At 73.1% G+C, this 26,919-nt stretch carries 24 protein-coding genes and 1 tRNA gene; 9 read left to right on the forward strand and 16 right to left on the reverse strand.

Annotated features, from left to right (window positions below):
- Positions 1-276 (reverse strand): hypothetical protein (locus tag I5Q34_RS34675; protein WP_234428755.1); only part of this gene is annotated, 276 nt, incomplete at its 3' end.
- Positions 277-441: 165 nt separating this feature from the next.
- Here I5Q34_RS34675 and I5Q34_RS13745 point away from each other — a divergent pair.
- Positions 442-1,197: a GntR family transcriptional regulator gene (locus I5Q34_RS13745; protein ID WP_199892455.1), complete on the forward strand. Its 756-nt coding sequence runs from the start codon at positions 442-444 to the stop codon at positions 1,195-1,197.
- 18 nt (positions 1,198-1,215) lie between these two features.
- On the opposite strand, the gene I5Q34_RS13750 is transcribed toward I5Q34_RS13745, so the two are convergent.
- The 3 genes from I5Q34_RS13750 to I5Q34_RS13760 all read right to left on the reverse strand — a co-directional run bounded on the left by I5Q34_RS13750 (position 1,216) and on the right by I5Q34_RS13760 (position 3,376).
- On the reverse strand, positions 1,216-1,749 hold the full coding sequence (locus tag I5Q34_RS13750; RefSeq protein ID WP_199892456.1) for a GNAT family N-acetyltransferase: 534 nt from the start codon (positions 1,747-1,749) through the stop codon (positions 1,216-1,218).
- A gap of 196 nt (positions 1,750-1,945) precedes the next feature.
- Positions 1,946-2,018: transfer RNA gene (locus I5Q34_RS13755), tRNA-Arg, on the reverse strand.
- 92 nt (positions 2,019-2,110) lie between these two features.
- Positions 2,111-3,376 (reverse strand): hypothetical protein, encoded by a 1,266-nt coding sequence (locus tag I5Q34_RS13760; RefSeq protein WP_199892457.1) that lies wholly within the window; start codon positions 3,374-3,376, stop codon positions 2,111-2,113.
- Between the two features lie 75 nt (positions 3,377-3,451).
- On the opposite strand from I5Q34_RS13760, the gene I5Q34_RS13765 reads away from it, so the two are divergent.
- Together I5Q34_RS13765 and I5Q34_RS13770 are read left to right on the forward strand one after the other, a co-directional pair.
- On the forward strand, positions 3,452-4,234 hold the full coding sequence (locus I5Q34_RS13765; RefSeq protein ID WP_199892458.1) for a glycosyltransferase: 783 nt from the start codon (positions 3,452-3,454) through the stop codon (positions 4,232-4,234).
- Between the two features lie 57 nt (positions 4,235-4,291).
- Entirely contained in the window at positions 4,292-6,613 is a 2,322-nt protein-coding gene (locus tag I5Q34_RS13770; RefSeq protein ID WP_277965262.1) for a tetratricopeptide repeat protein, read from the forward strand.
- On the opposite strand, the gene I5Q34_RS13775 is transcribed toward I5Q34_RS13770, so the two are convergent.
- Together I5Q34_RS13775 and I5Q34_RS13780 are read right to left on the reverse strand one after the other, a co-directional pair.
- A complete protein-coding gene (locus tag I5Q34_RS13775) occupies positions 6,610-8,394 on the reverse strand; it encodes a hypothetical protein (RefSeq protein WP_277965263.1) in 1,785 nt (594 codons plus the stop codon). The genes I5Q34_RS13770 and I5Q34_RS13775 overlap by 4 nt on opposite strands.
- Positions 8,395-8,472: 78 nt before the next feature.
- Positions 8,473-9,726, reverse strand: a complete 1,254-nt coding sequence (locus I5Q34_RS13780; RefSeq protein ID WP_199892459.1) for a M6 family metalloprotease domain-containing protein — start codon at positions 9,724-9,726, stop codon at positions 8,473-8,475.
- Positions 9,727-10,028: 302 nt separating this feature from the next.
- Here I5Q34_RS13780 and I5Q34_RS13785 point away from each other — a divergent pair, with 302 nt between their 5' ends.
- Both I5Q34_RS13785 and I5Q34_RS13790 read left to right on the forward strand, forming a co-directional pair.
- Complete coding sequence (locus I5Q34_RS13785) at positions 10,029-10,694, forward strand: TetR/AcrR family transcriptional regulator (protein ID WP_199892460.1); 666 nt, start codon at positions 10,029-10,031, stop codon at positions 10,692-10,694.
- A gap of 92 nt (positions 10,695-10,786) precedes the next feature.
- Entirely contained in the window at positions 10,787-12,298 is a 1,512-nt protein-coding gene (locus I5Q34_RS13790; protein ID WP_199892461.1) for an MFS transporter, read from the forward strand.
- 131 nt (positions 12,299-12,429) lie between these two features.
- Here I5Q34_RS13790 and I5Q34_RS13795 read toward each other — a convergent pair whose 3' ends face one another.
- Positions 12,430-12,936: a MarR family winged helix-turn-helix transcriptional regulator gene (locus I5Q34_RS13795; protein ID WP_199892462.1), complete on the reverse strand. Its 507-nt coding sequence runs from the start codon at positions 12,934-12,936 to the stop codon at positions 12,430-12,432.
- A 159-nt stretch (positions 12,937-13,095) separates the two neighbouring features.
- Between I5Q34_RS13795 and I5Q34_RS13800 the strand changes: the two genes are divergently transcribed.
- Positions 13,096-13,854, forward strand: coding sequence for a dioxygenase (locus I5Q34_RS13800; protein WP_199892949.1), 759 nt, complete (start codon positions 13,096-13,098; stop codon positions 13,852-13,854).
- Between the two features lie 91 nt (positions 13,855-13,945).
- On the opposite strand, the gene I5Q34_RS13805 is transcribed toward I5Q34_RS13800, so the two are convergent.
- Positions 13,946-14,407 (reverse strand): hypothetical protein, encoded by a 462-nt coding sequence (locus tag I5Q34_RS13805; RefSeq protein ID WP_199892463.1) that lies wholly within the window; start codon positions 14,405-14,407, stop codon positions 13,946-13,948.
- A 488-nt stretch (positions 14,408-14,895) separates the two neighbouring features.
- On the opposite strand from I5Q34_RS13805, the gene I5Q34_RS13810 reads away from it, so the two are divergent.
- On the forward strand, positions 14,896-15,894 hold the full coding sequence (locus tag I5Q34_RS13810; protein ID WP_199892464.1) for an RNA polymerase sigma factor RpoD/SigA: 999 nt from the start codon (positions 14,896-14,898) through the stop codon (positions 15,892-15,894).
- 57 nt (positions 15,895-15,951) lie between these two features.
- Here I5Q34_RS13810 and I5Q34_RS13815 read toward each other — a convergent pair whose 3' ends face one another.
- Positions 15,952-16,944 carry a YafY family protein gene (locus I5Q34_RS13815; RefSeq protein ID WP_199892465.1) on the reverse strand — a complete coding sequence of 331 codons (993 nt, stop codon included), beginning with the start codon at positions 16,942-16,944 and terminating at the stop codon, positions 15,952-15,954.
- Between the two features lie 96 nt (positions 16,945-17,040).
- On the opposite strand from I5Q34_RS13815, the gene I5Q34_RS13820 reads away from it, so the two are divergent.
- Positions 17,041-18,540 carry an MFS transporter gene (locus I5Q34_RS13820; RefSeq protein ID WP_277965264.1) on the forward strand — a complete coding sequence of 500 codons (1,500 nt, stop codon included), beginning with the start codon at positions 17,041-17,043 and terminating at the stop codon, positions 18,538-18,540.
- Between the two features lie 343 nt (positions 18,541-18,883).
- Here I5Q34_RS13820 and I5Q34_RS13825 read toward each other — a convergent pair whose 3' ends face one another.
- Together I5Q34_RS13825 and I5Q34_RS13830 are read right to left on the reverse strand one after the other, a co-directional pair.
- A complete protein-coding gene (locus tag I5Q34_RS13825; RefSeq protein ID WP_199892466.1) occupies positions 18,884-19,990 on the reverse strand; it encodes a P1 family peptidase in 1,107 nt (368 codons plus the stop codon).
- 12 nt (positions 19,991-20,002) lie between these two features.
- A complete protein-coding gene (locus tag I5Q34_RS13830) occupies positions 20,003-21,223 on the reverse strand; it encodes a low temperature requirement protein A (protein ID WP_199892467.1) in 1,221 nt (406 codons plus the stop codon).
- 60 nt (positions 21,224-21,283) lie between these two features.
- Here I5Q34_RS13830 and I5Q34_RS13835 point away from each other — a divergent pair, with 60 nt between their 5' ends.
- Entirely contained in the window at positions 21,284-21,448 is a 165-nt protein-coding gene (locus tag I5Q34_RS13835) for a hypothetical protein (protein WP_199892468.1), read from the forward strand.
- 39 nt (positions 21,449-21,487) lie between these two features.
- Here I5Q34_RS13835 and mscL read toward each other — a convergent pair whose 3' ends face one another.
- The 5 genes from mscL to I5Q34_RS13860 all read right to left on the reverse strand — a co-directional run bounded on the left by mscL (position 21,488) and on the right by I5Q34_RS13860 (position 26,885).
- Entirely contained in the window at positions 21,488-21,967 is a 480-nt protein-coding gene (gene mscL, locus I5Q34_RS13840; protein ID WP_199892469.1) for a large conductance mechanosensitive channel protein MscL, read from the reverse strand.
- Between the two features lie 540 nt (positions 21,968-22,507).
- The gene (locus I5Q34_RS13845; protein ID WP_199892470.1) at positions 22,508-23,383 is read right to left on the reverse strand and encodes an S-methyl-5'-thioadenosine phosphorylase; all 876 of its coding nucleotides are present in this window, start codon (positions 23,381-23,383) and stop codon (positions 22,508-22,510) included.
- 114 nt (positions 23,384-23,497) lie between these two features.
- On the reverse strand, positions 23,498-23,821 hold the full coding sequence (locus tag I5Q34_RS13850; RefSeq protein ID WP_199892471.1) for an FmdB family zinc ribbon protein: 324 nt from the start codon (positions 23,819-23,821) through the stop codon (positions 23,498-23,500).
- A 66-nt stretch (positions 23,822-23,887) separates the two neighbouring features.
- On the reverse strand, positions 23,888-25,171 hold the full coding sequence (locus I5Q34_RS13855) for an MFS transporter (protein ID WP_199892472.1): 1,284 nt from the start codon (positions 25,169-25,171) through the stop codon (positions 23,888-23,890).
- A 190-nt stretch (positions 25,172-25,361) separates the two neighbouring features.
- Entirely contained in the window at positions 25,362-26,885 is a 1,524-nt protein-coding gene (locus tag I5Q34_RS13860) for a potassium/proton antiporter (RefSeq protein ID WP_199892473.1), read from the reverse strand.
- Positions 26,886-26,919: the final 34 nt, after the last annotated feature.

Genomic DNA, 26,919 nt, shown 5'->3' on the forward strand with positions numbered 1-26,919 from the left:
GTCGTCCATCGCCGCGGCCGTCCTCACCCTGGAGCGGCAACGCTGAAAGAGCTCAGTGATCCCTATTGCGTGGCCGCTCTTGGCGCCGTGAACGAACGACCATGAGTCCGTGGGGAGGAGAGCCGCCATGAGCCCGCGCAACACCTCGCCGGGCAGGGCGTCCGGCAGTTCGGACTCGATGTGCACATGCGTCCTGTGGTCGGTCACCCGTGGGGCGTATCCGGCGGCGATGAGAAGCGCGGTGATGCGGTCGACGCGGACTTGGGGCGAGGGCACAGGGCGTTCCTCCGTCGCTGTGCGGCCAATGGCTGTGGAGCGGCACCCGGACAGGCCCGGAGATCCGGACCTCGACCTAGGCAGCAGAGTAGCCTAGATCACATAATGCGGTGCCTAACTTAAGGGAGCTGCCAAAATCGAACCTCGGGCCCTAGATTTGCCCGCATGCGTGAGCAGCCGCCGTACCGCCGTTTCGCTGAGGTCCTTCGGAACCGCATCGAGAGCGAGGAGTGGAAGCCGGGCGAACGCTTGCCCTCCCGGGCTCAGTTGGCCGACGAGGGTGGCGTAACCACCGACGTCGTCCGGCGCGCACAGGAGTGGCTCATCACGCAGGGCGTGCTGACCGGGCGCGTCGGTTCAGGGACGTACGTTGCGGAACGGCGCGAGCGCGTACGCGTCGTCCGCTCGCCCGAACGCGAGCGGGCCGGGCAGGCGCCGTTCTACGTGGACATGGCCGCGCTCGGTAAGCGGGGCACATCCGAGAGCCGCACCGATGGCATGGTGCCCGCGACGCGGGATATCGCCGCACGGCTCGGCATCGTCGAGGGCGACTACTGCGTGCGCACCTCGTACGAATACCTGGCGGACGGCAAACCCGTTCAGCTCCTGACGAGTTGGGAGCCGTACAGCCTTACGGCCGGCTCGCTGGTCATCCTGCCCGAGACGGGGCCGCTGGCCGGCGCGGGCGTGGTCCGCCGGATGGCCGAGATCGGCATCACCGTCGCCGAGGTCGAGGAACGGCCGGAGGCCGGACACGCGGACGCCGACGAGGCTCATCTCCTCGGCATCCAGAAGGGCGCCCTGGTGACGAGGGTCCAGCGCACCTACTACAGCGACGACGGCCGGGCCGTCGAGACGGCGGACATCGTCGTCCCGTCCGCCCTGTGCGAGATCATCTACCGTTTCCCGGTGGCCCGTTGACTTCCGAGGTGCTCCCGATCAGCCCTCGTACTCGGTGAGATCGATGCTGTGCACGACCAGCGGGAAACCATGCACCGGGTGCGTCGTCTCCCGCTCCACCTCCATGCCGAGCTTGTCCGCGATATTCGCGGACGCCGTGTCGCTCAGCCGGCTGATGCTGATGACGCGGTCGAGCCCGCGGTCCTGAAGGGCGAACTCCAACGTGGCCTGGGCGGCCTCCGACGCGTACCCCTGCCCCCAGAACTGCGAGCCCAGCCGCCAGCTGATCGCCACGGCGGGCAGCACCTCCGGCAGGAACTCCGGCACGGACAGCCCCGTGAACCCGATCAGCTCCCCCGAGCCCAGCAACTCCACGGCGAAGAGCCCGAAGCCCTCCTCGTCCCACTCCTCCTCATACCGCTCGATGTCCTCGGCGGTGGCGTCCAGGTCGCGCGTCGAGCCGTCGTCGACCAGGCGCATGACCCGGGGGTCCGCGTTGATCTCCGCCATGAAGGCGATGTCGTCGTCGTGCCAGCGCCGGAGGAGGAGACGGGGAGTATGGATCTCGGTCATACAGCCATCCTGCGCGAAAGCGGCCCTTCGGCGGAAATCGGTGCCGTCCGCCCGGGGCCCAGGGCGGACGGCACGTCCCGGGCGCCGCTCGGGAACGGATGACGGCCGCCGCCGACGGAGGGTGTTGTGGCACGGACTGATCACGCAAGAGGGCCAGTTCGGGAGGTTCGCACCTCCGAACTGGCCCTTCACCGCGTGCCCCCGGGCAGATTCGAACTGCCGACACCCGCTTTAGGAGAGCGGTGCTCTATCCCCTGAGCTACGGAGGCATGGCCCCGGTCCGGTGGACGGGAGCCGAGGTCAGCCTACCGGTTTCCGGGAGCGGCGGGGAGATCGGGTGGTCCGGGCCGCAGGGGTGGGATCAGGTGCGGGGGCGGGTGATCAGCCAGGTGCCGCCGATCACCAGGAGGGCGAAGACCGTGAGGCCGGCGCAGAGCTCGGCGATGAGCCAGAGGCGGTCGTGGAGGGAGAGGGCGCCGTTGAGGGTGATCTGGAGGGAGCCGACGGCGAAGGCGATGGCGGCGGTGAAGACGGCGACCAGTTCGACGGCGCGGACGGCGTTGGCGCGGGCGGACTCCTGGAGGGCCTGGTGGGAGCGGGACTGGCGCTCCTCGCGGTCGCGGAGGTCCGCCTCCAGGCGTTCCCAGCGGCGCTGGTGCTCGGCCTCGCGTTCGGCGAGGCGGCGGGCGTGCTCCGCGTCGAGGCGGGCGCGGGCCCCGGCCGCCAGGATGCCGTCGCGTTTGCGCAGGTACTGGCCCTGGAGGAGCTCGTGGCTGCCGCGGGTGCCGATGGCGGGGAGGAGGCGGAGGGCCTGATCGACGCGGGTGAGGGCCGCGTCGTGGTGGCCCGTTTCGTGCTCGCCGCAGGCCAGGCGGAAGTGGAACATGTGGTCACCGGGGAAGGCTCGGACCGCCTCCTCGGCACGGGAGCGCAGGAGCTCGCCCTGGCCGTCGAAGGGGGCCGCCATCTGGAGGCCGTTGAGGCAGATGTCGACGACGTGACGGGTGCGGCGCGGGGAGTTCCACGCCTCGTCCAGCAGCCCGGTGGCGTGCTCGGTGGTGAAGGCCCCGTGGGCGAAGGCCGCGAACGCGCGCAGGGCGGTGAAGAGGGGGTCCTGCCGGTGCTGTCCGGCGGCGAGGGCGAGGAGGGAGGCGTCCAGGAACTGGTGGAGCTCCTCCGCCGCGAAATTCGAGCGGAGCTTGCCCGCGTGGTAGAGCGTGGCGAAGTACGCGATGTCGCCGGACGACGAGTCCCGGCCCACGATCCGTTCGGCCGCCTCGGCGAGTTCGCGGGGCGACTCGACGGTGTCCTTGGTGATGAAGGCGTACCCCAGGCTCCACTTCTCGCGCACCTCGGTGCGGTGCGCGGCCGCGACGTGCGTGCCGAGCCAGGCGGCGCAGTCGGCGGCGGTACCGATGCCGGGCAGGGCCAGGAAGCGCAGCCGCCAGTAGCGGTCGGCGCAGATCAGATAGGGATCGGTGGCGAAGTCGGCGGACCGGACGTCGAAGGGCGGCTCGACGCCGTCGCGGACGAGCGCGGCGGCGGCCTCCTCGCAGACCCGGTCCAGCTCGCGCGAGTCGGACGCCGAGACCGCGCCCAGCCGTGCCGGGACCGACGCGGAATCCATGCTTCCCCCCAAGGTCGACGGATCCGCTCCTGCCTATCATGTCCACGTCGATCTCGGGGCCATATCATGCGGATCATGCTGGTGAACGTGGTGACGGCCGTCCACGCGCCCCACGCCGTGTTCCTCCCCGCCGCCTGGGAGTCGCTGCGGCGGCAGAGCCACGGCGACTGGGGCTGGCTCGTGCAGATAGACGGCCCGGCGGACGCGGTGCTGCGGGCGCTCGCGGACTGCGGCGCGGCACGCGACGACCGGGTGGACGTCGCCGCCAACGGCACCGGCGAGGGCCCGGCCGTCACGCGCAACGTGGCCCTCGGCCGCGCGGAGGCCGAGCTCGTCCAGAACGCCGACGCGGACGACGAGTTGGAGCCGGACGCTCTCGCCCTCCTGGCGGGCGCCCTCGCAGGGCGGCCCCGCGCCGGCTTCGCCGTCGGACACGCCCGCGACCTCCTGCCCGGCGGGGCGCTGCGCCGGCGCGAACTCCCCTTAGGTGCAGGAACGTTGCCGCGCGGTGCCCTGCTCGACGCGTGGTCCACGGGCGGCGAGGACGGCTACCGGCTGCCGGTGCACCCGGCGGGGGTCATGTGGCGGCGCTCGCTGCTGCTGGCGCTCGGCGGCTGGTCCGCGCTGCACGGCATGGAGGACACCGGTCTGCTCATGGCGGCCTCCGCGACCGCCGAAGGCGTGCTCGTGGACGCGCCCACGCTGCGCTACCGCAAGCATCCGGGGCAACTGTCCGCGCGACGCGACGATTTCGCCGGGGGGGGGCTGCAGATCGAGCTGGTGCGGCAGCGCGCCGCCGTGCTGCGCACCCTGCCCGGCTGGGCCGGGCCGGCCGTGATCGCGCACTGTGCCGGCTGACTGGCCGTCAGTGAAGCCCCTCGATAGCGTGGGCGCCCGTCGAGTCGGGGAGGGGCTGTGGATTTCGGGCTGATCGGCGTGGACGCCGTGCTCGCGGCCGTGGAGACGGCCGTGTCGTCCGCGTTGAACGGGGCGGCGGGGGAGGCGGGGCGGAGAGCCGTCGAGGGGCTGGTGGGGCTGCTGCGGCGGGGAGGGAACGAGGACGAGGACGGGCTGCCGGTCACCGGTGATGATCAGGCACGGGTCGCCGAGGAGCTGCGGGCCCGGGCCCTCGCGCGGCCCGAGTTCGCGGGCGTGCTGCTCCAGTGGATGCGCGAGACGGAGTTGTTGCGCACGGGGCCGCGCGGAGGGCCGCCCCGGATGCTGCCGGCGGCCAACGGCGTGTTCACCGACCGGGACGACGTCCTGGCCGGCCTCGTGGAGCTGGTGGAGGGGGCGCGGACGGGCGGGGCCGCCGTCGCCGTCGTCTGCGGGCCGGGCGGGATCGGCAAGTCGGCCACCGCCGTGCACTGCGCGCACCGGCTCGCGGAGCGGTTCCCGGACGGGCAGTTGTACGTACGGCTCGGCGGTGGGGTGACCCCGTCCGACGTGCTGGCCGAGCTGCTGGCCCAGCTCGGGGAGCCCGCCGGAGCGATCCCCTCCGACCTGACGCGGCAGCGCGGCCGTTACCGCGACCTGACGGCGGAGAGGCGGCTGCTCGTCCTGCTCGACGACGCCGGGTCGGAGGCGCAGGTCAGGGCGCTGGTCCCGGCGGCTGCCGGGTCCCTGGTGCTGGTGACGAGCCGGCACCGGCTGAGCGGGCTGGCCGGTGATCCGGGGGCACGGTTCTTCGCGCTGGAGCCCCTGGCCGAGGACGACGCCGCCCTGCTCCTCGAACGGGTCGTGGCGGCGGCCGGCCGACGGCCGGCGGCGCGGGACGCGGCGGGTGTGGCGGCCGTGGCGCGGGGGTGCGGAGGGGTGCCGCTGGCGCTCTGCGGCGCCGGTTCGCTCCTCGCCGTGCGCCGGCACCTCAGCTGGGAGACGGTCGGGAGCAGGCTCTCGGGGAACGATGAGGGCGTGGACAGAGACCGGGGGACGGACGCCGTCCGGCGCAGCCACGACCTCTCGTACCGCGAGCTGAGCCGCGAAGCGGCCCGGCTCTACCGGCTGTTGGCCGGGTGGCCGTGGCCGGGCATCGGTCCGGGCGCGGCGGCCAAGGCGGCGCAGACCACCGAGGGCGCGGCGCGGGTGCTGCTGGAGGAGCTCGCCGGGGTGCACCTCCTGGAGGAGGTGGGGGAGGAGCGCTACCGCTTCCACGACCTGGTGCGCGAGCACGCCGAGCGGCGGGCGCGGGAGGAGGAGCGCCCGGCGGACCGGAGCGCCGCCGTGCGCCGCGTGGCCGGCTGGTACCTGTCGTCCGCCGCGTCCGCCGACTACCGCGTGATGCCCGGGCGTTGGCGGCTCGGCCGGGCCTATGCGGGGCTCTCGCTGCCGGAGGTCCGCGACCGGCACGACGCGCGGAACGCGCTCGCCGATCTGCGGCGCGAGCGCGCGGGCATCGCGGCGGCCGTCCGCGCCGCCGAGGCCCACGGGGCCGACGAGCTGGTGTGCCAGCTGTGCGAGGCGAGCTGGGCGCTGCATCTGCGGCTGGGCTTCCACGACCAGTGGCTGGAGACCCACCGGCTGGGTGTCGAGGCGGCTCGCCGCCTGGTGGAGGAGGGGACGGGCGACGCCCGGTTCCTGGGCCGGATGCTCGTCCAGTCGGCCTTCGGTCACATGGGCCGGGGCGCGTGGGCCGAGGCCGGGGCGGCGCTGGACGAGGCGATGGCGGCGGAGGCGGCGGCCGGGCACCGGCGGGGCCTGGCCACTGCCGCCGAGGCGCGCGGGCTGTTGCGGCTGCGCGAGTGGCGGTGGGCGGAGGCCGAGGAGTGCTTCCGCGCCGCGCAGGGGTTCTGGCGGGAGATCGGGCCCGGCGAGGACGGGGTGGGCGACGTGCCGCGCGGACTGGCGTTGCTGGAGGACCACATCGGGCGTGCCCTGCGCGGCCGGGGCCGCTTCGCCGAGGCCGTGACCCGGCTGAACACGGCCCTGGCGATGTTCCGCGCGCTGCCCGAGCGGGACCTCTACAACGAGGGCCGGGTCTACATGAGCCTGGGTGAGACGCACCTCGGCGCGGGCGACGCGGCGGCGGCCCGGGTCTGCCTCGACGACGCCCTGGAGGTCATGGACCGGGAGGGCGCCGAGCTCCAGCACGCGGACGCGGCCGAGCTGCGCGCGCTGTGCGCGGCGGGGCCGGAGGAGCGGACGTCGTTCCTGCGGAGGGCGGAGGAACTGTACGAGAAGGGCGGGGACGGGACGGGCCTCGCCCGCATCAGGGCGCGGCTCGCGGAGCAGGGCTAACGCTCCACCGTGACCCGGTGTCGCGCCCGGCCCGTGATCACCACCAGCTCCGCGTCCCCGTCACCGAGCGCCTTCCCGCCGCCGCCCGTCCACGCGTACACCGCCGACGCGTACGCCGCCGGGTCGCAGAGGTCGGACCGGCCGTCCGGGCCGGGCGCGGCGGTCAGGCGCAGCAGGTCGCCGGCGCGGGTGCGGACCGTGCACCGGCCGGGGCCGGTGACGTAGGTGGCGAGCCCGCAGTGGGGGTGGCGGGCGAGCACCTCGGCGGTCCAGGCGGACGGCGGGCCCAGCCGGGGGTCGTCCTCGGGGGCGGCGCGGACGATCACGTCGGCCAGGGTGAGCAGCCCGCTGTCGCGGGTGTCCTCGGGCACGGCCGTGTGCGCGGCCTCGGCCCAGGGCTCCTCGGGCTCGTACGGGGCGTCCGGGTAGCGGCCGACGGTGACCTCGGGCGGGGCGGCGGGGCGCAGCCGGGTCAGGACCCTTGTGGGCGCGGTGCGTTCGGCGGGCTCGAAGGCCGGCAGGGGCAGCGGTTCCAGGAGGGCGAGGCCGCCTGCGGGCTCGGGCAGGTCCATGAGCCGGTAGAGGGCGCGGCGCAGCAGTTCCGCCGACCGGCCGGGCGCGGAGGTGGTCCAGTCGGCCAACTCCGCGTACCGGAGCGGGTCGTGGGTGTCGACGGCCCGGTCGATCTGGGTGCGCAGATCCTCCTCCGGGCGCAACCGCGGTGCTCTCCGGCCGAGTTCGGCCACGGGCGAGCGCGGATCGAGGTCGGCGGCGGGGAACGCGCCGAGGAGGACCGGCCTGCCGGCCGCGGCCGCGTAGTACGTGACGCTGCCGTGGTCGCCCAGGACGCAGTCCGCCGCGATCAGCGCCTGGCGCCAGCCGCCCAGCGGGTCGATCAGGGTCAGCCCCGCCCGGCGGGCCCGGTCCAGCCAGGCGCGGAGCTGCCCGGGGCCGTGCCCGTACCAGATGTTGGGGTGCAGGACGGCGGCCACGCGGTATTCGTCCGCCGGGAGTTCGCTGGTCAGGCGGGGGAGCAGCCAGGGCAGGACGTCGTCGTCCCCGAAGAGGGAGCGGGGCGACCAGGTCGAGTTGAGAAGGACGAGCCGCTGGCCCGGGCCGACGCCGAGCGCGCGGCGGAAGCGCTCGCGGTGCGGGAGCGCTTCGAGGAGGCGGTCGTAGCAGGGGTCGCCGGCGAGGACGGCGGTCGGGGCGGCCTGGGGGCAGCCGGCGCGGAGCCGTTCCAGCTGCTCGGGGTGGGAGAGGACGGTCGCGGCGGCGAGGGGGCGGCCGTCGTGGAGGAGCCACTCGGGAGACATCCCGAAGACGGGGGCGGGAGCAGGCGTGGATATGGACGCGGACGCCCGGTGTCCGGTGTCCGGTGTCCGGTGTCCGGTGTCCGGTGTCGCGAGCCTTTTATTGTAGCCAATCCCGTGCGAGAGGACGGCCAACTTCCCTGCGAAGGACTCCAGTTCACCGCCGTAGCTGGCGGCGACCGCCAGGTCGACCGGCAGCCGCCGGGCCTGCTCCCACGGCACCACCGGCAGTCCGGCCTCCGCCAGCAGTTCGGGCACGCCCGCCAGGAACGGCGACGACCCGGTGCAGGTCGCCAGCGTCTGGACGCGCAGGTCCCCGGCGATCAGGGGCAGGACGTCCAGCAGGCGGGTGGCCGAGGTGACGTTGTGCACGACGAACAGCGCGTTCCGGCGCGTCCGCCGCGTCACCCACCGCCCGGCGTCCTCGCCGACCGGGACCCGTAGTCGCGCCTGTATGCCGCCGGTCACGTCCGTACCTCCCCGCCCTCACCTCCCCGAACGTTACTGGTCCGGACCGGGCGGAGGGGAACGGGGAGTTGACGGACGTCAGCGGCGGCCCCGCGTCACCTTGATCCGCCAGCCGCCCCGCGCGTCCTGGCCAAGCACCTCGACGGTGACGCCCTCGACGACGCAGCGGCGGCCGGCGGTGAACGGCGCGTCGCTCAGGCCCGCCGTGACGTTGGGGTCGGTGGTGTAGCAGCCGCGGCCGCGCGGGGTGGAGTCCACGGCGCGGATCGGGCCGGAGCCGGAGGGGCGGTCGGTGGCGACGGTGGTGACCAGGACGCCCGGGCGGCAGACGGTGTGGTCGAGGGGGCCGGGGGCGCGGGCCTCCAGGGCCACGGCGCGGCGGCCGGAGAGCGGCACCACGACCAGCTTGGTGCCGCCGCGCACCGAGGTGGGGCTGAGGGTGAACGTGCGGCTGCCGGCGACGGTGACGCACTGCACCTGCCGCGGCGCCAGCCAGCCGAGCTTCCACTTGTGCCAGGCGAGGAAGTCGTTGGAGGGCCCCCAGTCCTCGTCCATGGGGTCCCAGTGGCCGACCGGGGAGGCGACGCGGTCGCCGCGGCCGGTGGCGTAGAGGTCGGGGAGGCCGAAGCTGTGGCCGTTCTCGTGGACGAGGACGCGGTAGGGGCTGTCGCCGGTCTGCCGGCTCCAGATGAAGGAGACGTTCTTCAGGGCGGCGCCGTGCCGGGTCCGCAGGCCCGTGGGGGCGCCCGCGAACGTCACCGAGCGGACGTCCTCGGTGGCCGGCGGCCCGGCCTCCGGACTGGCCAGGACGTTGACCAGGTCGTAGCGGCGCAGGTCCACGGAGCCGTCGACGGCGGCGAGGATCTCCCGGGCGAGCGCGTGATAGCCGGTGTCGCTGCGGGTGTCGAAGGGTGTGCCGCGCCGGATGCCGTACGCGGCGTACGGGCGCGACATGCGGATCCAGCGCAGCAGCGGCGTGGAGCGGTAGTCGAGCCGCCCGTACGAGCTGGCCCGGTAGAAGTCCGCGACGGCCGGGAAGAACTCGGCGTACCGCTGCCGCGGGCTGCTCCGGCCGGGGGCGTCGGGGAAGTCGATGAGGAGGGTGACGGCGCGGACCGTCCCGCTGGAGCGGGCGTAGCCGCGCGGGGTGCGGGCGCTCTCCGAGACGGTGCGGCCGGCGGAGCGCAGGGCGCAGGGTCCGGAGGGGCGCCGTCCGGTGGGGTCGGGCAGTGCGGGGAGGGCCACGGGTTCGTGGGCGCCCGCCGTGGACACGGCCGGCGCGGTGAGGGCGAACAGGGCGGCCGCCACCACGGGGATGGCCAGGGATCTCATACCGGTCACCTCCTGCTGGCTGACTAACACCCTGGGCCGTCGCACGCCCGTACGCCTTCGGGGCTACGGCATTCGGGCGACGGCCCGCTCCGGGGACGGCCCGCTCCGGCGACGGCCCGCTCCGGGGACGTGGTGACGGACCGTTCCGGGGAACGTGGCGACGGCCCGCTCCGGGGACGTGATGACGCACCGTGACGCATGCCACAGGAGTGCCGGGAAATATCCGGGGACGTTCTCCCCGTTTGACCTCACGTCCCCGCGTAAACGGGGAGCCTTTCCCCGCTTACGAAGGAGCACCGTCCGTGACAGCCACGCAGCCGCGCCTGCGCGCCGACGCCCAGCGCAACCGGGAGCGGATCATCGCGGCCGCCCGCGAGGTGCTCGTCGAGGACGGCGGCGACTTCTCCTTCGACAAAATCGCTCGACGTGTCGGCGTCGGCAATGCCACGCTGTACCGGCACTTCGCGGACCGCCGCGAGCTGATCCATCACGTCACCCTCTCGGTCATGGGCCGCATCGCGGAGCAGATCGAGGCGGCACGAGCCGAGGAGCCCGATGCTTTCCGCGCGCTGAGGCGCTTCGTCCACGCGGCCGCCGCCGAACGGGTGGGCGCGCTGTGCCCGCTGCTGGAAGGCTATGTGGATCACGACCATCCGGACCTCGTGGCCGCGCGCGAGCGGCTGGAGGCGGGGGTGCAGGGCCTGATGGACGCGGCGCACGCGTCCGGCCAGTTGCGCCCCGACATCGCCCTGGGCGACCTGATGGTGGCGATCACCCAGCTGACCAGGCCGCTGCCGGGCAAGGGCTGCCCGGAGTTCGAGCGGTTCGTCCAGCGGCACCTCCAGCTCTTCCTGGACGGGCTGATGAACCCGCCCCGCTCCGAACTCCCCGGGCGCGCCGTGACCTTCGACGACCTGCGCCGCAACCGGCCGTCGGCGTCGGCCGGTTGTCACACCCCCCTGCCATAGTTCGTCGTACCTCCGGCAGCGCCCGTACTTCCCCACCCCCCACGCTTCCCCACGCTTCCGCACCTGTTCCGCACCATGAGGTAGGCCCCTCCATGCCAGAAACCACCCCCCTCCCCGATCCCCGGCGCTGGAAAGCGCTGATCTTCATCGCGCTGGCCCAGCTGATGGTCGTCCTCGACGCGACCATCGTGAACATCGCCCTGCCCTCCGCCCAGGCCGACCTCGGCATATCGGACGGCAACCGGCAGTGGGTCATCACCGCCTACGCCCTCGCCTTCGGCGGTCTGCTGCTCTTCGGCGGCCGCATCGCCGATCTGTGGGGCCGCAAGCGGGCGTTCGTCATCGGCCTGGTCGGCTTCGCCCTCGCCTCCGCGTTCGGCGGCGTCGCGGTCAACACGGCCATGCTGCTGTCCGCCCGCGCCCTCCAGGGCGCCTTCGGCGCGCTGCTCGCGCCCGCCGCGCTGTCGCTGCTCGCCGTGACGTTCTCCGAGGCCAAGGAGCGCGCCAAGGCGTTCGGCATCTTCGGTGCCATCGCCGGTGGCGGCGGCGCCGTCGGCCTGCTGCTCGGCGGCGTGTTCACCGAGTACCTCAACTGGCGCTGGACGTTCTTCGTGAACATCCCGATCGCCGCGATCGCCGTCGTCGGCGCCCTCGCGGTGGTCCACGAGCCCGCGGGCAGCCGCAACCCGGCGAAGCTCGACGTCCCCGGCGTCATCCTGGCCACCCTCGGCCTGGTCTCGCTGGTCTACGGCTTCACCCGCGCCGAGTCCGACGGCTGGACGGCCGGGCTGACGCTGGGCCTGTTCGTCGCGGCCGCCGTGCTGCTGGCGGCCTTCGTGGTCGTCGAGCGCAAGGTAGCCTCGCCGCTGCTGCCGCTGCGCGTCGTGGCCGACCGCAACCGCGGTGGCGTCTACGCGGCGCTGGGCCTCGCCTCGATCGGCATGTTCGGCCTGTTCCTGTTCCTCGTGTACTACCTGCAGGGGATCAAGCACTACAGCCCGGTCTCCAGCGGTCTGGCGTTCCTGCCGATGATGGCCACGATGATCGCGGGCTCGACCCAGATCGGCGCCCGGCTGATGATGCGGGTCCCGGCCCGCTGGCTGATGTTCCCGGGCTTCCTGCTGGCCGCCGTCGGCCAGCTGCTGCTGACGCGGATCGACGTGGACACCCCGTACGCGACGGGCATCCTGCCCGGCCTGGTGTTGATGGGCCTGGGCATGGGCACGGCCTTCATGCCGGCGATGAGCCTGGCCACACACGGGGTGCAGGCCCGGGACGCCGGTGTCGCCTCGGCGATGGTCAACACCTCGCAGCAGGTCGGCGGCGCGATCGGCACCGCCCTGCTCAACACCATCGCCGCCAGCGCCGTCACCGACTACCTGAAGTCCCACGCGGCGGAGGCCACGTCGCCGCAGGCCGCGAAGCTGGTCGGGCTGAACGCGACCGTGCACAGCTTCCAGACCGGCATCGCCTGGGCCGTCGGCATCCTGACCCTGGCCTCCCTCGTCTCGCTGGTCTTCGTCAACGCCGGCCGCCCGGGCGGGAACGCGAAGGGCGCGGAGGCCGAGAGCGCGGAGGACGCGATTCCGGTGATGGCCCACTGAGCCCGCCGGGCCACCGGGCCCACTGAGCCCGCCGGCTCCACCGGTCACGGAGGGACCTGCCTGCCGCAATGCGAGGGCCCTGCACGGACGTCCGTGCAGGGCCCTCACGCGTGCGTCCGGTGGCGCGGTACTCAGCGCAGCCAGGGCAGGTCGGCACCGGCCGGCTGGAGGCCGGCCGCGATGGTCCCGCAGATCTCGCCCAGCTCCGTGACCTGCTCGGGGGTGAGCCGGTCGAAGATCGCCGCGCGGACGGCCGCGACGTGGCCGGGCGCGGAGCGCTCCAGCATCGCGAAACCCTCGTCCGTGAGCACGGCGAACTGGCCCCGCTTGTCGGAGGGACAGTGCTCGCGGCGCATCCAGCCGTTCTTCTCCAGCCGCGCGACGGCGTGCGAGAGCCGGGAACGGGTGATCTTGGTCTTCTCGGCGAGCTCGGTCATCCGCATCCGTCTCCGGGGTGCCTCGGACAGCTGGACCAGCAGCGCGTAGTAGATGTGCGGCATCCCCGCGTCGCGCTGGAGCTGACGGTCGAGGTGGTCCTCCAGCAGCGTGGTGGCGTGGAGGTAGGCCAGCCAGGCGGCCTGCTCGTCGGCGCTGAGCCAGCGCGGCTCCGCCGGGTCCGGTGCGGGTCGGTTCTTCATGGCATCCACTGTTCCACTCGCTGATCGCTCGCCGCTCAATGCTTGAAGTTTAAATAAAGCAGGTCTAAGGTCGGACGGGAGAGAGCTTGAAGTTTCAAGAACTGTCCCAGTCCGACCGGAGTGACCGTGCAGTCCACCACCGAGATCCCCGCCGGGCGCATGCCCGCCCTCTACCTCTCCCACGGCGCCCCTCCGCTCGCGGACGACGCGCTGTGGCCCGGCCAGCTCGCCGCCTGGTCCGCCGGACTGCCCCGGCCCAGCGCCGTCCTGATCGTCTCCGCGCACTGGGAGGAGGCCCCGCTCGCCTTGGGCGCCACCGAAACGGCGCCGCTCACCTACGACTTCTGGGGCTTCCCCGAGCACTACTACCGCGTCCGCTACCCGGCCCCGGGCGCGCCCGCCCTCGCCGACCGGGTGCGCAAGGCGCTGCGCGGGTCGGGCACGCCCGTCCACGACGTCCCCGACCGGGGGCTCGACCACGGCGCGTACGTCCCGCTGGTCGAGATGTACCCCGCCGCCGACGTCCCGGTGCTCCAGATCTCGATGCCCACGCTCGACCCCGGGCGGCTGATGGAGATCGGCCGCCGGCTCGCGCCGCTGCGCGACGAGGGCGTCCTGATCGTCGGCAGCGGGTTCTTCACCCACAACCTGGCCGCGCTGCGCTACCGGGGCGGAACGCCGGGCTGGTCCGCGGAGTTCGACCACTGGGGCCGCGAGGCGCTCGACGCGCAGGACGTCGACGCCCTGCTGGACTTCGCGCACAAGTCCCCCGCCGCCTCTCTCGCGCATCCGCGCACCGAGCACTTCGCCCCCCTCTTCGTCACGTTGGGCGCCGCCGAGGACGAACTCGGCAGCCAGCGCAGCGTCATTGACGGCTTCTGGATGGGACTGGCCAAGCGGTCGGTGCAGTTCGGCTGATCACACGGCCACGCTAGGCCGCCCGTCGGCGTGCCGGAACGGTCTGCGGTCTTACGCCTCCGGTTCGGGGTCGTCCGGCCGGTCCGGGCGCTCAGTGCTCGTGGTGCTCGTTCCAGTGGAAGACGTTGTACGACAGCAGCCCCACCAGGACGCCACAGGCCAGCCCGATGCCCAGCGACCGCAGCCAGGTCCCGCCGGAGAGGCTGTGCAGGAAGCCGGTGGTGATGCCGGCGAGCGCGCCGTAGGACAACGCGCGGACCTCGGTGATCATCGCGTTGCGCTCCCGCACCAGGACGTAGCCGATGCCGGTGGCGACAGCGGCGACGACCAGGCCGAGCAGCCAGCCGGTCCCCTGCGAGAAGCCGTTGTCGTGGGCGAGGAAGACGGTGTAGAGGAAGAGGACCACGCCCACGCACGCGGGCACCGCCCAGGCCGGGCGGCCGCGGTCCGGTACGGGACCGGCCTGCGTCCGGCGGGCCGGCAGGCGCGCGCCGAGGGGGACGGGGCCGGGGGCGTCGTGGGCGTGGTGCGGCAGGATCGAGTGCGCCGGCATGGCGGGCTCCTCTCGTTCGCCACCCCCCTCTCGTTCGCCACCCCCGTGGATACCAGCGCACACCCGCGCCCGTGCGGCGGCAAATCGATCAGCCCGGCACCCGGTGCGGCCGGAAAGGGCGGCCTGTGAGGCGCCTGTGAGGTACCTGTGAATCCGGCGTTCCGGGACGTCCCGCGCAACCGGACGCCGTGGAACGACGTCTACTGGACAGGAGCCCGGCCGGTCGAAGGTGACGGTCGTCTCATCGGACGCGGTGGTCACCGATCCCCCGTGCGGGCCACGCGTTCCGTGGCACCGGGTCTGACCAGGACGTGCGCCGGTCTCCTCACCCTGTGGTCCCCTTCGCGGCGGGCAGGGTACTGCATGATCGTAAAAAAGAAGACGTCCCTGGGGAATTCTGTCCGGATTCCGGCCGTTCTTTTCTTCGGACGGGTTCGCTGGGCGAGCCCTCCACCATCCCGCGACCGTCTCATCGCAAGGGAGTACGCATGGCAACCCGTGCCGTCGCCCGTCGTCAGTCCGCAACCAGGGGCTCAGGCGGGGCAAGCAGTGTTCGCGCCTCGAGCGGGGAAATCGCCGATCGCGACCTGGTCGGCATGTACCTGGACGAGATAGCGCGTACGCCCCTGCTCGACGCCGCCCAGGAGGTCGAGCTGTCGCAGGCCGTCGAGGCGGGCGTCTACGCCCGGCAGCTCCTGGACGGCCTGGAGCCCGGCGCTTCCGGGGACGTCTCGCGCGAGGAGCTGGAGGCGATCGCCGCCGACGGCGACCGTGCCAAGGACGTCTTCATCAAGTCGAACCTGCGCCTCGTGGTCGCTGTCGCCCGCCGCTACCCGCGCAGCGGGCTGCCTTTGCTGGACCTGATCCAGGAGGGCAACGCCGGCCTGGTGCGCGCGGTCGAGAAGTTCGACTACACCAAGGGATTCAAGTTCTCCACGTACGCGACCTGGTGGATCCGCCAGGCGATCACCCGCTCGATCGCCGACCAGTCGCGCACGATCCGGCTCCCCGTCCACCTCGTCGAGGAGCTCGGCCGCATCCGCCGGGTGCAGCGCGAGTTCAACCGGGAGAACGGCCGCGATCCCGAGCACACGGAGATCGCCGAGGAGCTGGGCACCACCCCCGAGCGCGTCGGGGACGTGCTGGACTGGGCCCGCGACCCGGTCAGCCTCAACATGTCCGTCGATGACGAGGGCGAGACCCAGTTCGGCGACCTGCTGGAGGACACCTCCGCGGTCTCGCCGGAGCAGTCGGTGATCGCCCTGCTGCGCAGCGAGGAGCTGGAGAGCCTCATCGGCCGCCTCGATCACCGCACGGCGTCGATCATCAAGGCGCGGTACGGCATCGAGGACGGGCGGGAGCGCACGCTCACCGAGGTCGGCAAGCAGCACGGGCTCACCCGCGAGCGGATCCGGCAGATCGAGAAGCACGCGCTGCTGGAGCTGAAGAAGATGGCCCACGACACGGGCTTCGACGCGGCGGCGTGAACCGGTCCGCCGGGCCCCGGGGCGTCACCGGCCGGGGGTCCGGGGGTTGTCCCCCGGTCACCGCGGGCTGTTCCCCGGGGAGGCTGGGGTGTTCCCCGCCGCCCGGCTGATCCGTGCCCCCAGCGCCCGTATGTGCGCGACCAGCTCCGGCGGCTCGTGCACCGTGAACTCGCAGTCCAGCACGGCCAGCCGGAGGGCCAGCCACTCCACCGGGTCCGAGACGTCCGCGTCCAGCCGGCAGGTTTCCTCGTCCACCGCCTCGGGCGTGCCCAGGGTGCCCGGCAGCCGGGCCGCGACGGAGGCCGCGGGGGCGTGCAGCGTCACCACCACCCGGTACGCGGGGCGGTCCCGCGTCAGGGAGCCCTTGACGAACGCCGCCGCGTTCTCGGCGGGGAGCTCGCGCGGCTCGAAGCGCGCCCCCGTGGGGAACGGCTCGCTCACCCGGTCCACCCGGAACGTCCGCCAGTCGTCGCGGTCGTTGTCGAACGCCACCAGGTACCACCGGCGTCCCGTGCTCACCAGGCTGTGCGGCTCCACGAGCCGCTTGCTCGGCGTCCCGTCCCCGGTCCGGTAGGAGAACCGCAGCCGCTCGTGGCCGATGACGGCCGAGGCCATCGCGGTCAGCGTCCGCGGATCGACGGTCGCCCCGTCGCCCGAGGTCAGCGGCACGGTCGCGGCCTGGAGGGCGGTGACGCGGTGGCGCAGCCGGGACGGCAGCACCTGTTCGAGCTTGGCGAGGGCGCGGACGGACGCCTCCTCGATGCCCTCCACGGCGTGGCCCGCGCCCGCCCGCAGACCGACCGCGATGGCGACCGCCTCCTCGTCGTCGAGGACCAGCGGCGGCATCGCCGCCCCGGCGGCCAGCCGGTACCCACCGACGGCTCCCATCGTTGCCTGTACGGGATAGCCGAGGTCGCGGAGCCGTTCGATGTCCCGCCGGATCGTCCGGGGGCTCACGCCGAGCCGCTCCGCGAGCTCGCTGCCCGGCCACTCGCGGGGGGTCTGGAGGAGGGAGAGCAGATTCAGCAGCCGTACCGGTGTGTCGGTCATGCCACTCAGCCTGCCAGGGAACTAGGACGCGGTCTGACCTAATGGCTGGATAACGTGGGGACACGCCTGGAAATCGAAAGTGGAAGGCCCAACCCCGTGAGCTCCGTGAGCACCGATCCGCCCCTCGACCGCCGCCGCTGGATCGCGCTGGCTGTCGTGCTGACCGCGTCCTTCATGGACCTCGTCGACGTGACGATCGTCAACATCGCCATGCCCAGCATCAGTAAGGACCTGGGCGCCTCGTTCAGCGTCCTCCAGTGGATCACCGAGGGGTACGCGCTGGCCTTCGCCGCCGGGCTGATCACCGGTGGCCGTCTGGGCGACATATTCGGACGCCGGCGGATCTTCCTGCTCGGCATGTCCGGCTTCACCGTGGCCTCGATGCTCTGCGGCGTCGCGGCCGACCCGCATGTGCTGGTCGCCTCCCGGATCCTGCAGGGCGGCACGGCCGCGCTGATGGTGCCGCAGGTGCTGGCGATCGTGCACTCCACCTTCCCCGCCCACGAGCGCGGCAAGGTCTTCGGCATGTTCGGCGCGATCGTCGGCCTGGGCGCGGTCTCCGGCCCGATCCTCGGCGCACTGCTCACCGAGTGGAACCTGTTCGGCCTCGAATGGCGGCCGATCTTCCTGGTCAACCTGCCCGTCGGCATCGCCGGGCTGATCCTCGGCCGCCGCTTCATCTCCGAGTCCCGCAGCGCCGACGCGCTCAAGCTGGACCTGGCCGGCGTCGCGATGGCCACGCTCGGCATCGTGATGTTCCTCTACCCGCTCACCCAGGGCCGCGAGCTGGGCTGGCCGCTGTGGGGCTGGCTGTCGATGGCCGGCAGCGCGGTGGTGCTCGCCCTGTTCGTCCGCTACGAGCGGTACAAGAAGGTGAAGGACGGCTCGCCGCTGGTCGAGCTCTCGCTGTTCTCCGTGAAGAGCTTCGCGGGCGGCATCGGCGTGCAGCTCGCCTTCGGCATCGTCTGCGGCATCTTCTTCCTGTGCTGGACGCTGTACATGCAGCTCGGCCTGGGCTGGAGCCCGCTGCGCGCGGGCCTGACCGGCATCCCGTTCTCGATCGCGGTGTCCGTGGCCGCCGGCATGTCGGTGCAGAAGCTCGTCCCGCGCTTCGGCCGGAAGGTCCTGCAGGCCGGTGCCCTCGTCATGGCGGCGGGCGTACTGAGCTACATCTGGGAGGTCGGGCACTACGGCGCGGACATCCAGCCCTGGCAGATGGCGCTGCCGCTGGTCGTGATGGGCGCGGGCATGGGCCTGATCGTGGCGCCGCTCACCGAGGCGGTCATCGCCGAGGTGCCCCGCGAGCACTCGGGCTCCGCGTCCGGCCTGATCAACACCACCCAGCAGCTGGGCAACGCGGTCGGTCTCGGCCTGGTGTCCGTGGTCTTCTTCGGCGTGCTCGACGAGGGCGCGGTGGCGAAGGGGCAGGCGGCGACGGCCTTCGCGGACGCGTACCGGCACGCGATGTGGTGGGTGGCCGGGCTGCTCGCCGTCGTCCTCGCCCTGATGTTCGCCCTGCCGCGGCGGCCGAAGGAGGCCCCCGCCGGGGCCGGTGCGCCGGCCGCCGTGGAGTCGGGGGAGCCGATAGCGGCCTGAGCGGTGAGTGCCGTACGGCGCGGCCCCGTCCGGAACGTCCGGGCGGGGCCGCGCCGTTGTGCCGGCCGTGATGCCGGAGGCGCTCTTCCGGACGGGACTTGGCCGCCGGCCCACGGCGATGAGGCTGGGCATGTGGGAGGGGGAGGGTACCCCCGGCCCCTCCCTTTCACCGTTTCCTCCGGGGAAGACCCCGGGCCCCTCCGCCCTTCGGGCGGCTTGAGGACAACCGCGCGGAGCGCGGTTTCGGGGGTCCAGGGGGCGGAGCCCCCGGGTGCCGCCCGAAGGGCGGAGGGGCCCGGGGTCTTCCCCGGAGGAAACGGTGAAAGGGCGGGGCCGGGGCCCCTCACACCCCGTACAGCTCCCGGTACGACGGGAAGACACCCCCCGGCCCGTCCACCCCCTCCGCCGCCAGGATCCCCTTCACCACCGCCCGCATCAGTACATCCGCCCCGGCCGCCAGGATCTCGTTCACCGCGCCGAGCGCGTAGTCCACCCCGGCCGGCAGGCCGTCCTCCGCCGGCAGCGGGGACGCGCCCGTGGCCAGGACGAAGACCGTGTCCCCGTCGGTCAGCAGATGCACCGGGCGCACCGCCCGGGCCAGCCCGTCGTGGGCCGTGCCGGCGAGCTTCTGCGCCTGGGCGCGGGTGAGCGCCGCGTCCGTGGCGACCACGGCGATCGTCGTGTTGAGCGGCGGCCGCGCCGACGAGGCCGGCCTCCGCCCGGTCTCCGCGCGCGCCTCCGCCAGCGCGGAGACCGCCGCGCGATGCCGTTCCACCGGCGGCACGGCCGCCCGGCGGTCCGCCCCGTACAGCACGCCCGTCTCCGGATCGACCACCGAGCCCGCCGCGTTGACCACCGCGAGCGCCGCGACCGTCACCCCCGAGGGCAGCACGACGCTCGCCGTGCCGACCCCGCCCTTGAGCCCGCCGGCCACCGCGCCCGTGCCCGCGCCGACGTTGCCCTGCGCGACGGGAGCGCCCGCCTCCGTCCGGGCCGCCGCCTCGGCCGCCCGGCGTCCGAGCGCCGCGTCCGGGCGGGCCCGCCAGTCGCCGCCGCGTCCGAGGTCGAACAGGGCGGCGGCCGGGACGACGGGCACCACATGCTGCGGGTCGGGCCCTACCCGCACCCCGCGGCCGGCCTCCTCCAGCCAGGCCATCACCCCGGACGCGGAGTCCAGCCCGAACGCGCTGCCGCCGGTGAGCACCACGGCCTCGACGCGCTGGACGAGATTGCGCGGATCGAGTGCGTCGGTCTCCTTCGTCCCCGGCCCGCCGCCGCGGACGTCCACCGCGGCCACGGCCCCGCCGGGCTCGGTGAGGATCACCGTCGTACCGCTCAGCGCCCCCTCGCCGCTCAACTCGGCGTGCCCGACCCGCAGTCCGCCGACGTCGGTGAGCGCGTCCCGGGGGCCGGTGCGTACGGAGCTCTGTGTGCTGCCGGCATCAGTCATGCGCCATGCGTATCACGCACCGCCGCCCGCCCGGGAGGCCGCCCGGCGGTCCCCGGTCCGCGCCGTCAGGGTGACCCCCACCGCGACCGTGACGGCGGCGACGCACCCGGCCGCCAGGACGGCCCAGCGCCCGCCGAACGTACAGGCCAGGACCAGCACCGCCGAGACCGGCAGCACCAACTGCTGCACCAGGCCCCGCTTCTGGTGCCGGGAGTGGATCAGCCACACCGTGAACATGAACAGCGCCGCGGACACGGTGACGGTGGCCGACGCCTCGAACGTCGAGATGTGTGCCTTGCCGGTGGCCTCCTCGATCGCCACCTCGATGCCCGCGCCGATGGCGGCGGCCGAGCCGAAGACCAGGTAGTGCCCGTAACCCCAGAGGAACGCCTGCTGGTTGGAGATCAGGTGCAGATGGATGGGGACGGCGAAGTAGATCCAGTAGGCGGCGAAGATGATCAGGAGTCCGCCGGCCGCGATGGGCAGCAGCGCGCCCAGCCCCTGGTGCTCGTCCACCGCCGACTGGACCGCGACCGTGGCCGCCGAGACCGTCTCGCCGAGCACGATGATGGTGAACAGCCCGTACCGCTCGGCGATGTGATGCGGATGCCAGCCGGTCGGATGTCCGCGCTCGGCCCAGACCGGGACGGCCGTCTCGCAGACCGCCATCCCCAGGAACAGCCACGGCTTGGCGTGGGCCGGCAGGAACAGCAGCCCCAGCCAGCCGACCTGGCACAGGGCGACCCCGATCGCGTACCGCAGGGCCGTCCGCCGCTCCGCGCCCCGCGCCGAGAGCGCCGCGCGCAGCCACTGGGTGACCATCGCCAGCCGCATCACCAGGTAGCCGAACCAGACCACCCGGAAGTCGCCGCTGTCGAACGCGCGGGGAATGCCCGCCGCCAGCACCAGCACCCCGGCGATCTGGACCAGCGTCACCACGCGGAACAGCACGTCGTCGGTGTCGTAGGCGGAGGAGAACCAGGTGAAGTTCATCCAGGCCCACCAGACCGCGAAGAAGATCATCGCGTAGCCCGGGATGCCGTGCCCCGGATGCCCTTCCGCGAGCGCGTGCACCAGCTGGCGGCCCGCCTGGGCCACCGCGACCACGAAGCACAGGTCGAAGAAGAGCTCCAGCGGGGTGGCGGTGCGGTGCGCCTCCTCGCGGCCGCGCGCGGTCATCCGGCGCAGCACGCCGTGGTGACCCGGGAGCGGCCGGTGCGGCGTATCGCTCATGCGGCGATTGTCGCCGCCCGTGCGATCCGTCGCGACCGGGGCGGCCCGTACCCTGGAGCCATGAGCACAGCCCCCGAACCCAGGCCCGCCCTCGTCTTCGACGATCCGCTGGACCGTCCCTCCCAGGACGACACGGACCGGGGCTGGGGCGAGCGGCCGACGGGCACCGATGCCGCCGCCGACCTGGCCCGCTTCCTGGACGAGAAGCCGCCGCACCACCTCTGAGCCGAAGGATCCGAATGATCCGAGGGGCGGCGCACCCGGCTAGCGCGGTGCGGGCACCGAGTCCGTCCCCGGGCCGCGGCGCTGCTCGATCAGCGTGTCCCGGATCTGCGCCAGCAGTTCGATCTCGGTCGGCTCGGCCGGGCCGTTCTCCGCGGGGCGGCGGGCCGCCTGGCGGTCCTGCCAGCGCTTCATGGGGAGCAGCATCAGGAAGTAGACGACCGCCGCGGTGATCAGGAAGGTGAGCGAGGCGCTCACCACCGAACCCCACTGGATGTAGACGCCCTGGGTCGCCTCCCCGGCCGCGTTCTTCTCGCACGGCCCCTTGAGGCAGGCTGCGTAACGGTCCAGGTCCGTGGTGCCGAAGGCGCCCACGATCGGGTTGATCACGCCCTTGACCACAGAGTTCACGATGTTGGTGAACGCCGCGCCGATGACAACGGCGACCGCCAGGTCGACCACGTTGCCCCGCATCAGGAACGCCTTGAAGCCCCCGAGGATCCCCGTCCTCTTCTCGCTCACCGAACAGCCTCTCTCCGCACTCGTCTGCACCGGATGTCCCGGAATAGTGGACTGCACACCATACGAGAACGTCCGCCCGGTGTGTCCAATCCGCGAACACGATCAGCGGAGACCCCAGCAGGCCAGCAGCGCCGAGCACGGGATCACCACCCCGGCCACGAGCGCTACCCATCCCGCCGCCGCACCACGCCGGCGCCCGATGCGCACCGGCGCGAAGTGCGGGACCGCGCACGCCGGGGGTGGTGCCCAGGAGGGAAGCGAGCCCGGCGAGGACGGCCCGGACGTGTGCGAGGACGCGGGAGAGGAGCAGGGGGAGGGAGAAGGAAAAGGGGACACGGAAACCACCGCCCGTCGTGGGGAGTTCCAAGGACTCCCGGAAGTCCCGTGGAGTTCCGTGGAGCCGGAAGGACGCTCCCCACGATCCCGGCTTTTCCCGGATCCCGCTGGGGCCTGTGGACAGACCGCGGCTTGTGGAAAACCCGGTCACCCCGCAGGGTGAGACCCCAGCCGGAGCGAGGGGCGAGGGGCGACGGTCGAGGGTCAGGGCAGCCGGATGCCCAGCTCCCAGCCGTCGAGCGCGTGCGTGCACGGGCAGTCGCGGTCCCCGTCCGCCGGAAGGGCGCCCACCACGTCGAAGAGCACCCCGCGCAGCCGCTCCACGTTCTGGGCGAAGACCCGCAGCACGTCGTGGTGCGTGACGCCGTCCCCTGTCCCGGCACCGGCGTCCAGGTCCGTGACCAGTGCCATCGACGTGTAGCAGAGGCCCAGTTCACGGGCGAGCGCCGCCTCCGGGTGCCCGGTCATGCCGACCACCGACCAGCCCTGCGCCGCGTGCCAGCGCGATTCCGCGCGGGTCGAGAAGCGCGGCCCCTCGACCACCACCATCGTCCCGCCGTCCACCGGCTCCCAGTCGCGCCCGCGCGCCGCGGCCAGCGCGGCGGCCCGCCCGACGGGGCAGTAGGGGTCGGCGAAGGGGAGGTGGACGACCTCCGGCACCGTGCCGTCCGGCAGCGGTTCGCCGTCGTAGTAGGTCTGCGCCCGCGCCTTCGTCCGGTCCACCAGCTGGTCGGGCACCAGGAGCGTCCCCGGTCCGTACTCCTCCCGCAGCCCGCCCGCCGCGCACGGGCCCAGCACCTGGCGCACGCCCACCGAGCGCAGGGCCCACAGGTTGGCCCGGTAGTTGATGCGGTGCGGCGGCAGGTGGTGGCCGCGGCCGTGGCGGGGGAGGAAGGCGACCCGGCGGCCCGCCACCTCGCCGAGGAACAGGGAATCGCTCGGCGGGCCGTAGGGCGTCTCCACGGTGAGCTCGGTCACGTCGTCGAGGAAGGAGTAGAAACCGGATCCCCCGATGACGCCTATCTCCGCCCGGGGACCCGTCCGTTGGCCGAGAGCATCGGCCGTGCTCGTGTTGACCATGCCGTCACCCTAGCCCGCGCCCCCGAGAGCCGATCAAGCCCGCGGACGCGACGGAGCCCGCCGCCTCGCGAAGAGGCGACGGGCTCCGTCGAAGGATGCGCGGGAGTGAGTGCGTCAGGCGGCCGACGAGCTGCTGCTCGTGCTTGTCGAGGAGCTCGTCGAGGAGCTCGACGAGGCCGTGCTCGAAGCAGGGGCCGAGGAAGACGACGACGAAGAAGACGACGTGGACGACGACTTCGCCGGGCTGCTGCTCGACGACGCGCCACGGCTGTCGTTGCGGTAGAAGCCGGAGCCCTTGAAGACGATGCCGACCGCGGAGAACACCTTCTTCAGGCGTCCGTCGCAGCTCGGGCACACGGTCAAGGCGTCATCGGTGAACTTCTGCACCGCCTCGAGGCCCTCGCCGCACTCGGTGCACTGGTACTGGTAAGTCGGCACTTGCTCCTCCTGGCACTCTCACTCGATGAGTGCTAACGACGCTCCATAGTGCAGTATTCCCGCGCGTCAGTCCACCGGGACGAGCTCGCGGTGACCGACCCCACGTGCCGCGACGTGCGACACCGAGGCCGGGGGAGTGAGGCTGCGCCGCAGCGCCAGCAGGACCAGCAGCGCCAGCGCCGTGCCGCACAGCGGCACCAGGAAGCCGGTATGCGCGCTGAACTTGTCGACCAGCTTGCCGGCCGCCGTCGAGCCCGCCGCCTGGCCGAGGCCCACCGCGCCGGTGAGCCAGGTGAACGCCTCGGTGCGGGACTCGGCCGGGACCAGCTTCTCGACCAGGGTGTAGCCGGTGATCAGCGCCGGGGCGATGCACAGGCCGACGATCAGGCCGAGCCCGCCCAGCAGCGGCACGGAGTGCGCGGCCCACAGCGGCGTGGTGGCCAGGGCCAGCAGCGGGTAGGCGATCAGCAGCCGGCGCTGCGGGCTGCTGCGCCAGGCGACGGTGCCGACGACGATGCCCGCGATCATGTTCCCGGCCGCGAACGCCCCGTAGAGCAGACCGTTGATGCCCGGCTCGCCGATCTCCTTGGTGAAGGCGGTCAGCGACATCTGCATGCCACCGAAGACCGAGCCGATGCCGAGGAAGATGATCGCCAGGACGCGCACGCCCGTCACCGACAGCGCCGAGGCGCCCTTCTCCCGCTTGCCCGCGCCGGCCGCCCGGCTGGCCTGCGGCTGGGTGCGCCGCTGCGTGGCGAAGAGCAGGCCGCCGACGACGGTCAGCACCGCCTCGGCGACCAGGCCCGCCGACGGGTGCACCCCGGTGCACAGCGCGGTGGCCAGCACCGGGCCGATCACAAAGGTGAACTCGTCGGTGACGGACTCGAAGGCGGCCGAGGTCGCCATCAGCGGCGACCCGTCCAGCTTGGCCGCCCAGCGGGCCCGGACCATCGGGCCTATCTGGGGGGTGGACGCGCCGGCCGGAACCGCCGCCGCGAACAGCGCCCACAGTGGCGCGTCCGACAGCGCCAGCGTGATCACCAGCGAGATCGCGGCCGCGTGCACGATCACGCCGGGCAGCAGCACGGCGGCCTGTCCGAAGCGGTCCGCGAGCTTGCCGCCCTGCGGTGCGAACAGCGCCATCGACACACCGGCGGTCGCCGAGACGGCGCCCGCCGTGGTGTACGAGCCGGTGGTGTTCTGGACGAGCAGCAGGATGCCGATGGTGAGCATCGCGAACGGCTGCCGGGCCAGAAAGCCGGGGAGCAGGAACGTCCAGGCGCCGCGCGTGCGCAGCAGCTGACCGTACCCGGGACGCGCCCCGGCGGATTCGTTGACCGTGCCTGCCACGGCCTGGCCTTTCCGCCGCCTGGTAGCACGCCCCGCACGGCATCACCGCACGGAGCGCGCCGAGAGCTGTCCTCTCGCGCAGGACCGTGGTAGATACCGCTCCGGCCGCCTTGTCGCGGCCGCGGCCGCCGTGCGGTCGCGCCAGCTCTGCATCAGGCAGAGTTGGTTCGATGTATTGAGCAGGAAGTACTTACTTCCTCCCTACCATACCTGGCGCACGTTTCCGGCCGGTTTTCCCCGGAACGGCAACGGACGTCCCATTGCCCGTGCCCAGCCAGCCGGCGAGCTTGCCGCCCTCGGCGACCGCCCGCAACCGCCGCTCGGTCGCGTCGCGCACCGGGTCGGTGGCCACCACCAGCAGTTCGTCCCCCTGCCGCAGCACGGTCGTCGGCCCCGGCACGAAGCTGGCGCCCTCGCGGACCACCAGCGTGACGGCCGATCCGGCGGGCAGCCGCAGCTCCGCCACCTCCACGCCGTGCATCCTGGAGCCCTCGGGGACCGACACCGACAGCAGGTGCCCGCGCAGCCGCTCCAGCGGGGCCGATTCGATGCCCAGGTCCTCGGCCTCGGCCCGGCCCAGGTCGAGCCGGCGGGCCAGCCAGGGCAGCGTCGGGCCCTGGACCAGGGTGTAGACGATCACCAGGACGAAGACGATGTTGAAGATCCGCCGGCTGTCGGGCACGGCCGCCACCATGGGGATGGTGGCCAGCACGATGGGCACGGCACCGCGCAGCCCGGCCCAGGAGAGCAGGACCTTCTCCCGCCAGGGGGTCCGGAACGGGGCGGTGCTCAGGAAGACCGACACCGGCCGGGCCACCATCGTCAGCACCAGCCCGACCACGAGCGCGGGCAGGATGTCGTCCCCCAGCTCGTGCGGGGTGACCAGCAGGCCGAGCAGGACGAACATGCCGATCTGGGCGATCCAGCCGAGCCCCTCGGCGAACCCCCGGGTGGCCGGCCAGTGCGGCAGCTTGGCGTTGCCCAGGATCAGCGCCGCGAGGTAGACGGCGAGGAAGCCGGAGCCGTGGGCGAGCGCGCCGCCCGCGTAGGCGACGGTCGCGATGGCCATCACCGCGATGGGATAGAGGCCGGAGGCCGGCAGGGCGATGTGCCGCATGGCGTACGCGCCGAGGAAGCCGACGGCCAGGCCCACGGCCGCGCCGATGGCCAGCTCCAGGGCGATCTTGCCGAGAAGCAGGTACCAGTGCTCGACCGGTCCGGCGGCCGAGAAGGCGACGACGAGGATGACGACGGGGGCGTCGTTGAAGCCGGACTCGGCCTCCAGGACACCGGTCAGCCGGGAGGGGAGCGGAACGTTCCGCAGGACGGAGAAGACCGCCGCCGCGTCGGTCGAGGAGACGACCGCGCCGATGATCAGTGACTGACGCCACTCCACGTCGGCCAGGTAGTGGGCGGCGGCCGCCGTGACGCCGACGCTCAGCGCGACGCCGAAGGTGGACAGGACGGCGGCGGCGGGCAGCGCCGGTTTGATCTCGTGCCACTTGGTGCCGAGACCGCCCTCGGCGAGGATCACGACGAGCGCGGCGTAACCGATGACCTGGGTCAGGCCGACGTCGTCGAAGCTGACGCCTATGCCGTCCTGGCCTATCGCGACGCCGATGCCGAGATAGATGAGCAGGCTGGGGAGCCCACTGCGGGAGGAGACCCGTACCGCCGCCACCGCGATCAGCAGCACGAGCGAGCAGACGAGCATGAGTTCGTTGAGGTGGTGGACAGTCAGGGGCCGC

This window comes from Streptomyces sp. AV19, assembly GCF_015999245.1.
Taxonomy (GTDB): domain Bacteria; phylum Actinomycetota; class Actinomycetes; order Streptomycetales; family Streptomycetaceae; genus Streptomyces.

Excerpts from the sequence above, each read along its gene's own strand:
- I5Q34_RS13745 (WP_199892455.1), top strand. The coding sequence starts at position 442 with ATGCGTGAGCAGCCGCCGTACCGCCGTTTCGCTGAGGTCCTTCGGAAC.
- I5Q34_RS13750 (WP_199892456.1), bottom strand. The coding sequence starts at position 1,749 with ATGACCGAGATCCATACTCCCCGTCTCCTCCTCCGGCGCTGGCACGAC.
- I5Q34_RS13760 (WP_199892457.1), bottom strand. The coding sequence starts at position 3,376 with ATGGATTCCGCGTCGGTCCCGGCACGGCTGGGCGCGGTCTCGGCGTCC.
- I5Q34_RS13765 (WP_199892458.1), top strand. The coding sequence starts at position 3,452 with ATGCTGGTGAACGTGGTGACGGCCGTCCACGCGCCCCACGCCGTGTTC.
- I5Q34_RS13780 (WP_199892459.1), bottom strand. The coding sequence starts at position 9,726 with ATGAGATCCCTGGCCATCCCCGTGGTGGCGGCCGCCCTGTTCGCCCTC.
- I5Q34_RS13790 (WP_199892461.1), top strand. The coding sequence starts at position 10,787 with ATGCCAGAAACCACCCCCCTCCCCGATCCCCGGCGCTGGAAAGCGCTG.
- I5Q34_RS13795 (WP_199892462.1), bottom strand. The coding sequence starts at position 12,936 with ATGAAGAACCGACCCGCACCGGACCCGGCGGAGCCGCGCTGGCTCAGC.
- I5Q34_RS13800 (WP_199892949.1), top strand. The coding sequence starts at position 13,096 with ATGCCCGCCCTCTACCTCTCCCACGGCGCCCCTCCGCTCGCGGACGAC.
- I5Q34_RS13805 (WP_199892463.1), bottom strand. The coding sequence starts at position 14,407 with ATGCCGGCGCACTCGATCCTGCCGCACCACGCCCACGACGCCCCCGGC.
- I5Q34_RS13810 (WP_199892464.1), top strand. The coding sequence starts at position 14,896 with ATGGCAACCCGTGCCGTCGCCCGTCGTCAGTCCGCAACCAGGGGCTCA.
- I5Q34_RS13815 (WP_199892465.1), bottom strand. The coding sequence starts at position 16,944 with ATGACCGACACACCGGTACGGCTGCTGAATCTGCTCTCCCTCCTCCAG.
- I5Q34_RS13825 (WP_199892466.1), bottom strand. The coding sequence starts at position 19,990 with ATGACTGATGCCGGCAGCACACAGAGCTCCGTACGCACCGGCCCCCGG.
- I5Q34_RS13830 (WP_199892467.1), bottom strand. The coding sequence starts at position 21,223 with ATGAGCGATACGCCGCACCGGCCGCTCCCGGGTCACCACGGCGTGCTG.
- I5Q34_RS13835 (WP_199892468.1), top strand. The coding sequence starts at position 21,284 with ATGAGCACAGCCCCCGAACCCAGGCCCGCCCTCGTCTTCGACGATCCG.
- I5Q34_RS13845 (WP_199892470.1), bottom strand. The coding sequence starts at position 23,383 with ATGGTCAACACGAGCACGGCCGATGCTCTCGGCCAACGGACGGGTCCC.
- I5Q34_RS13860 (WP_199892473.1), bottom strand. The coding sequence starts at position 26,885 with ATGCTCGTCTGCTCGCTCGTGCTGCTGATCGCGGTGGCGGCGGTACGG.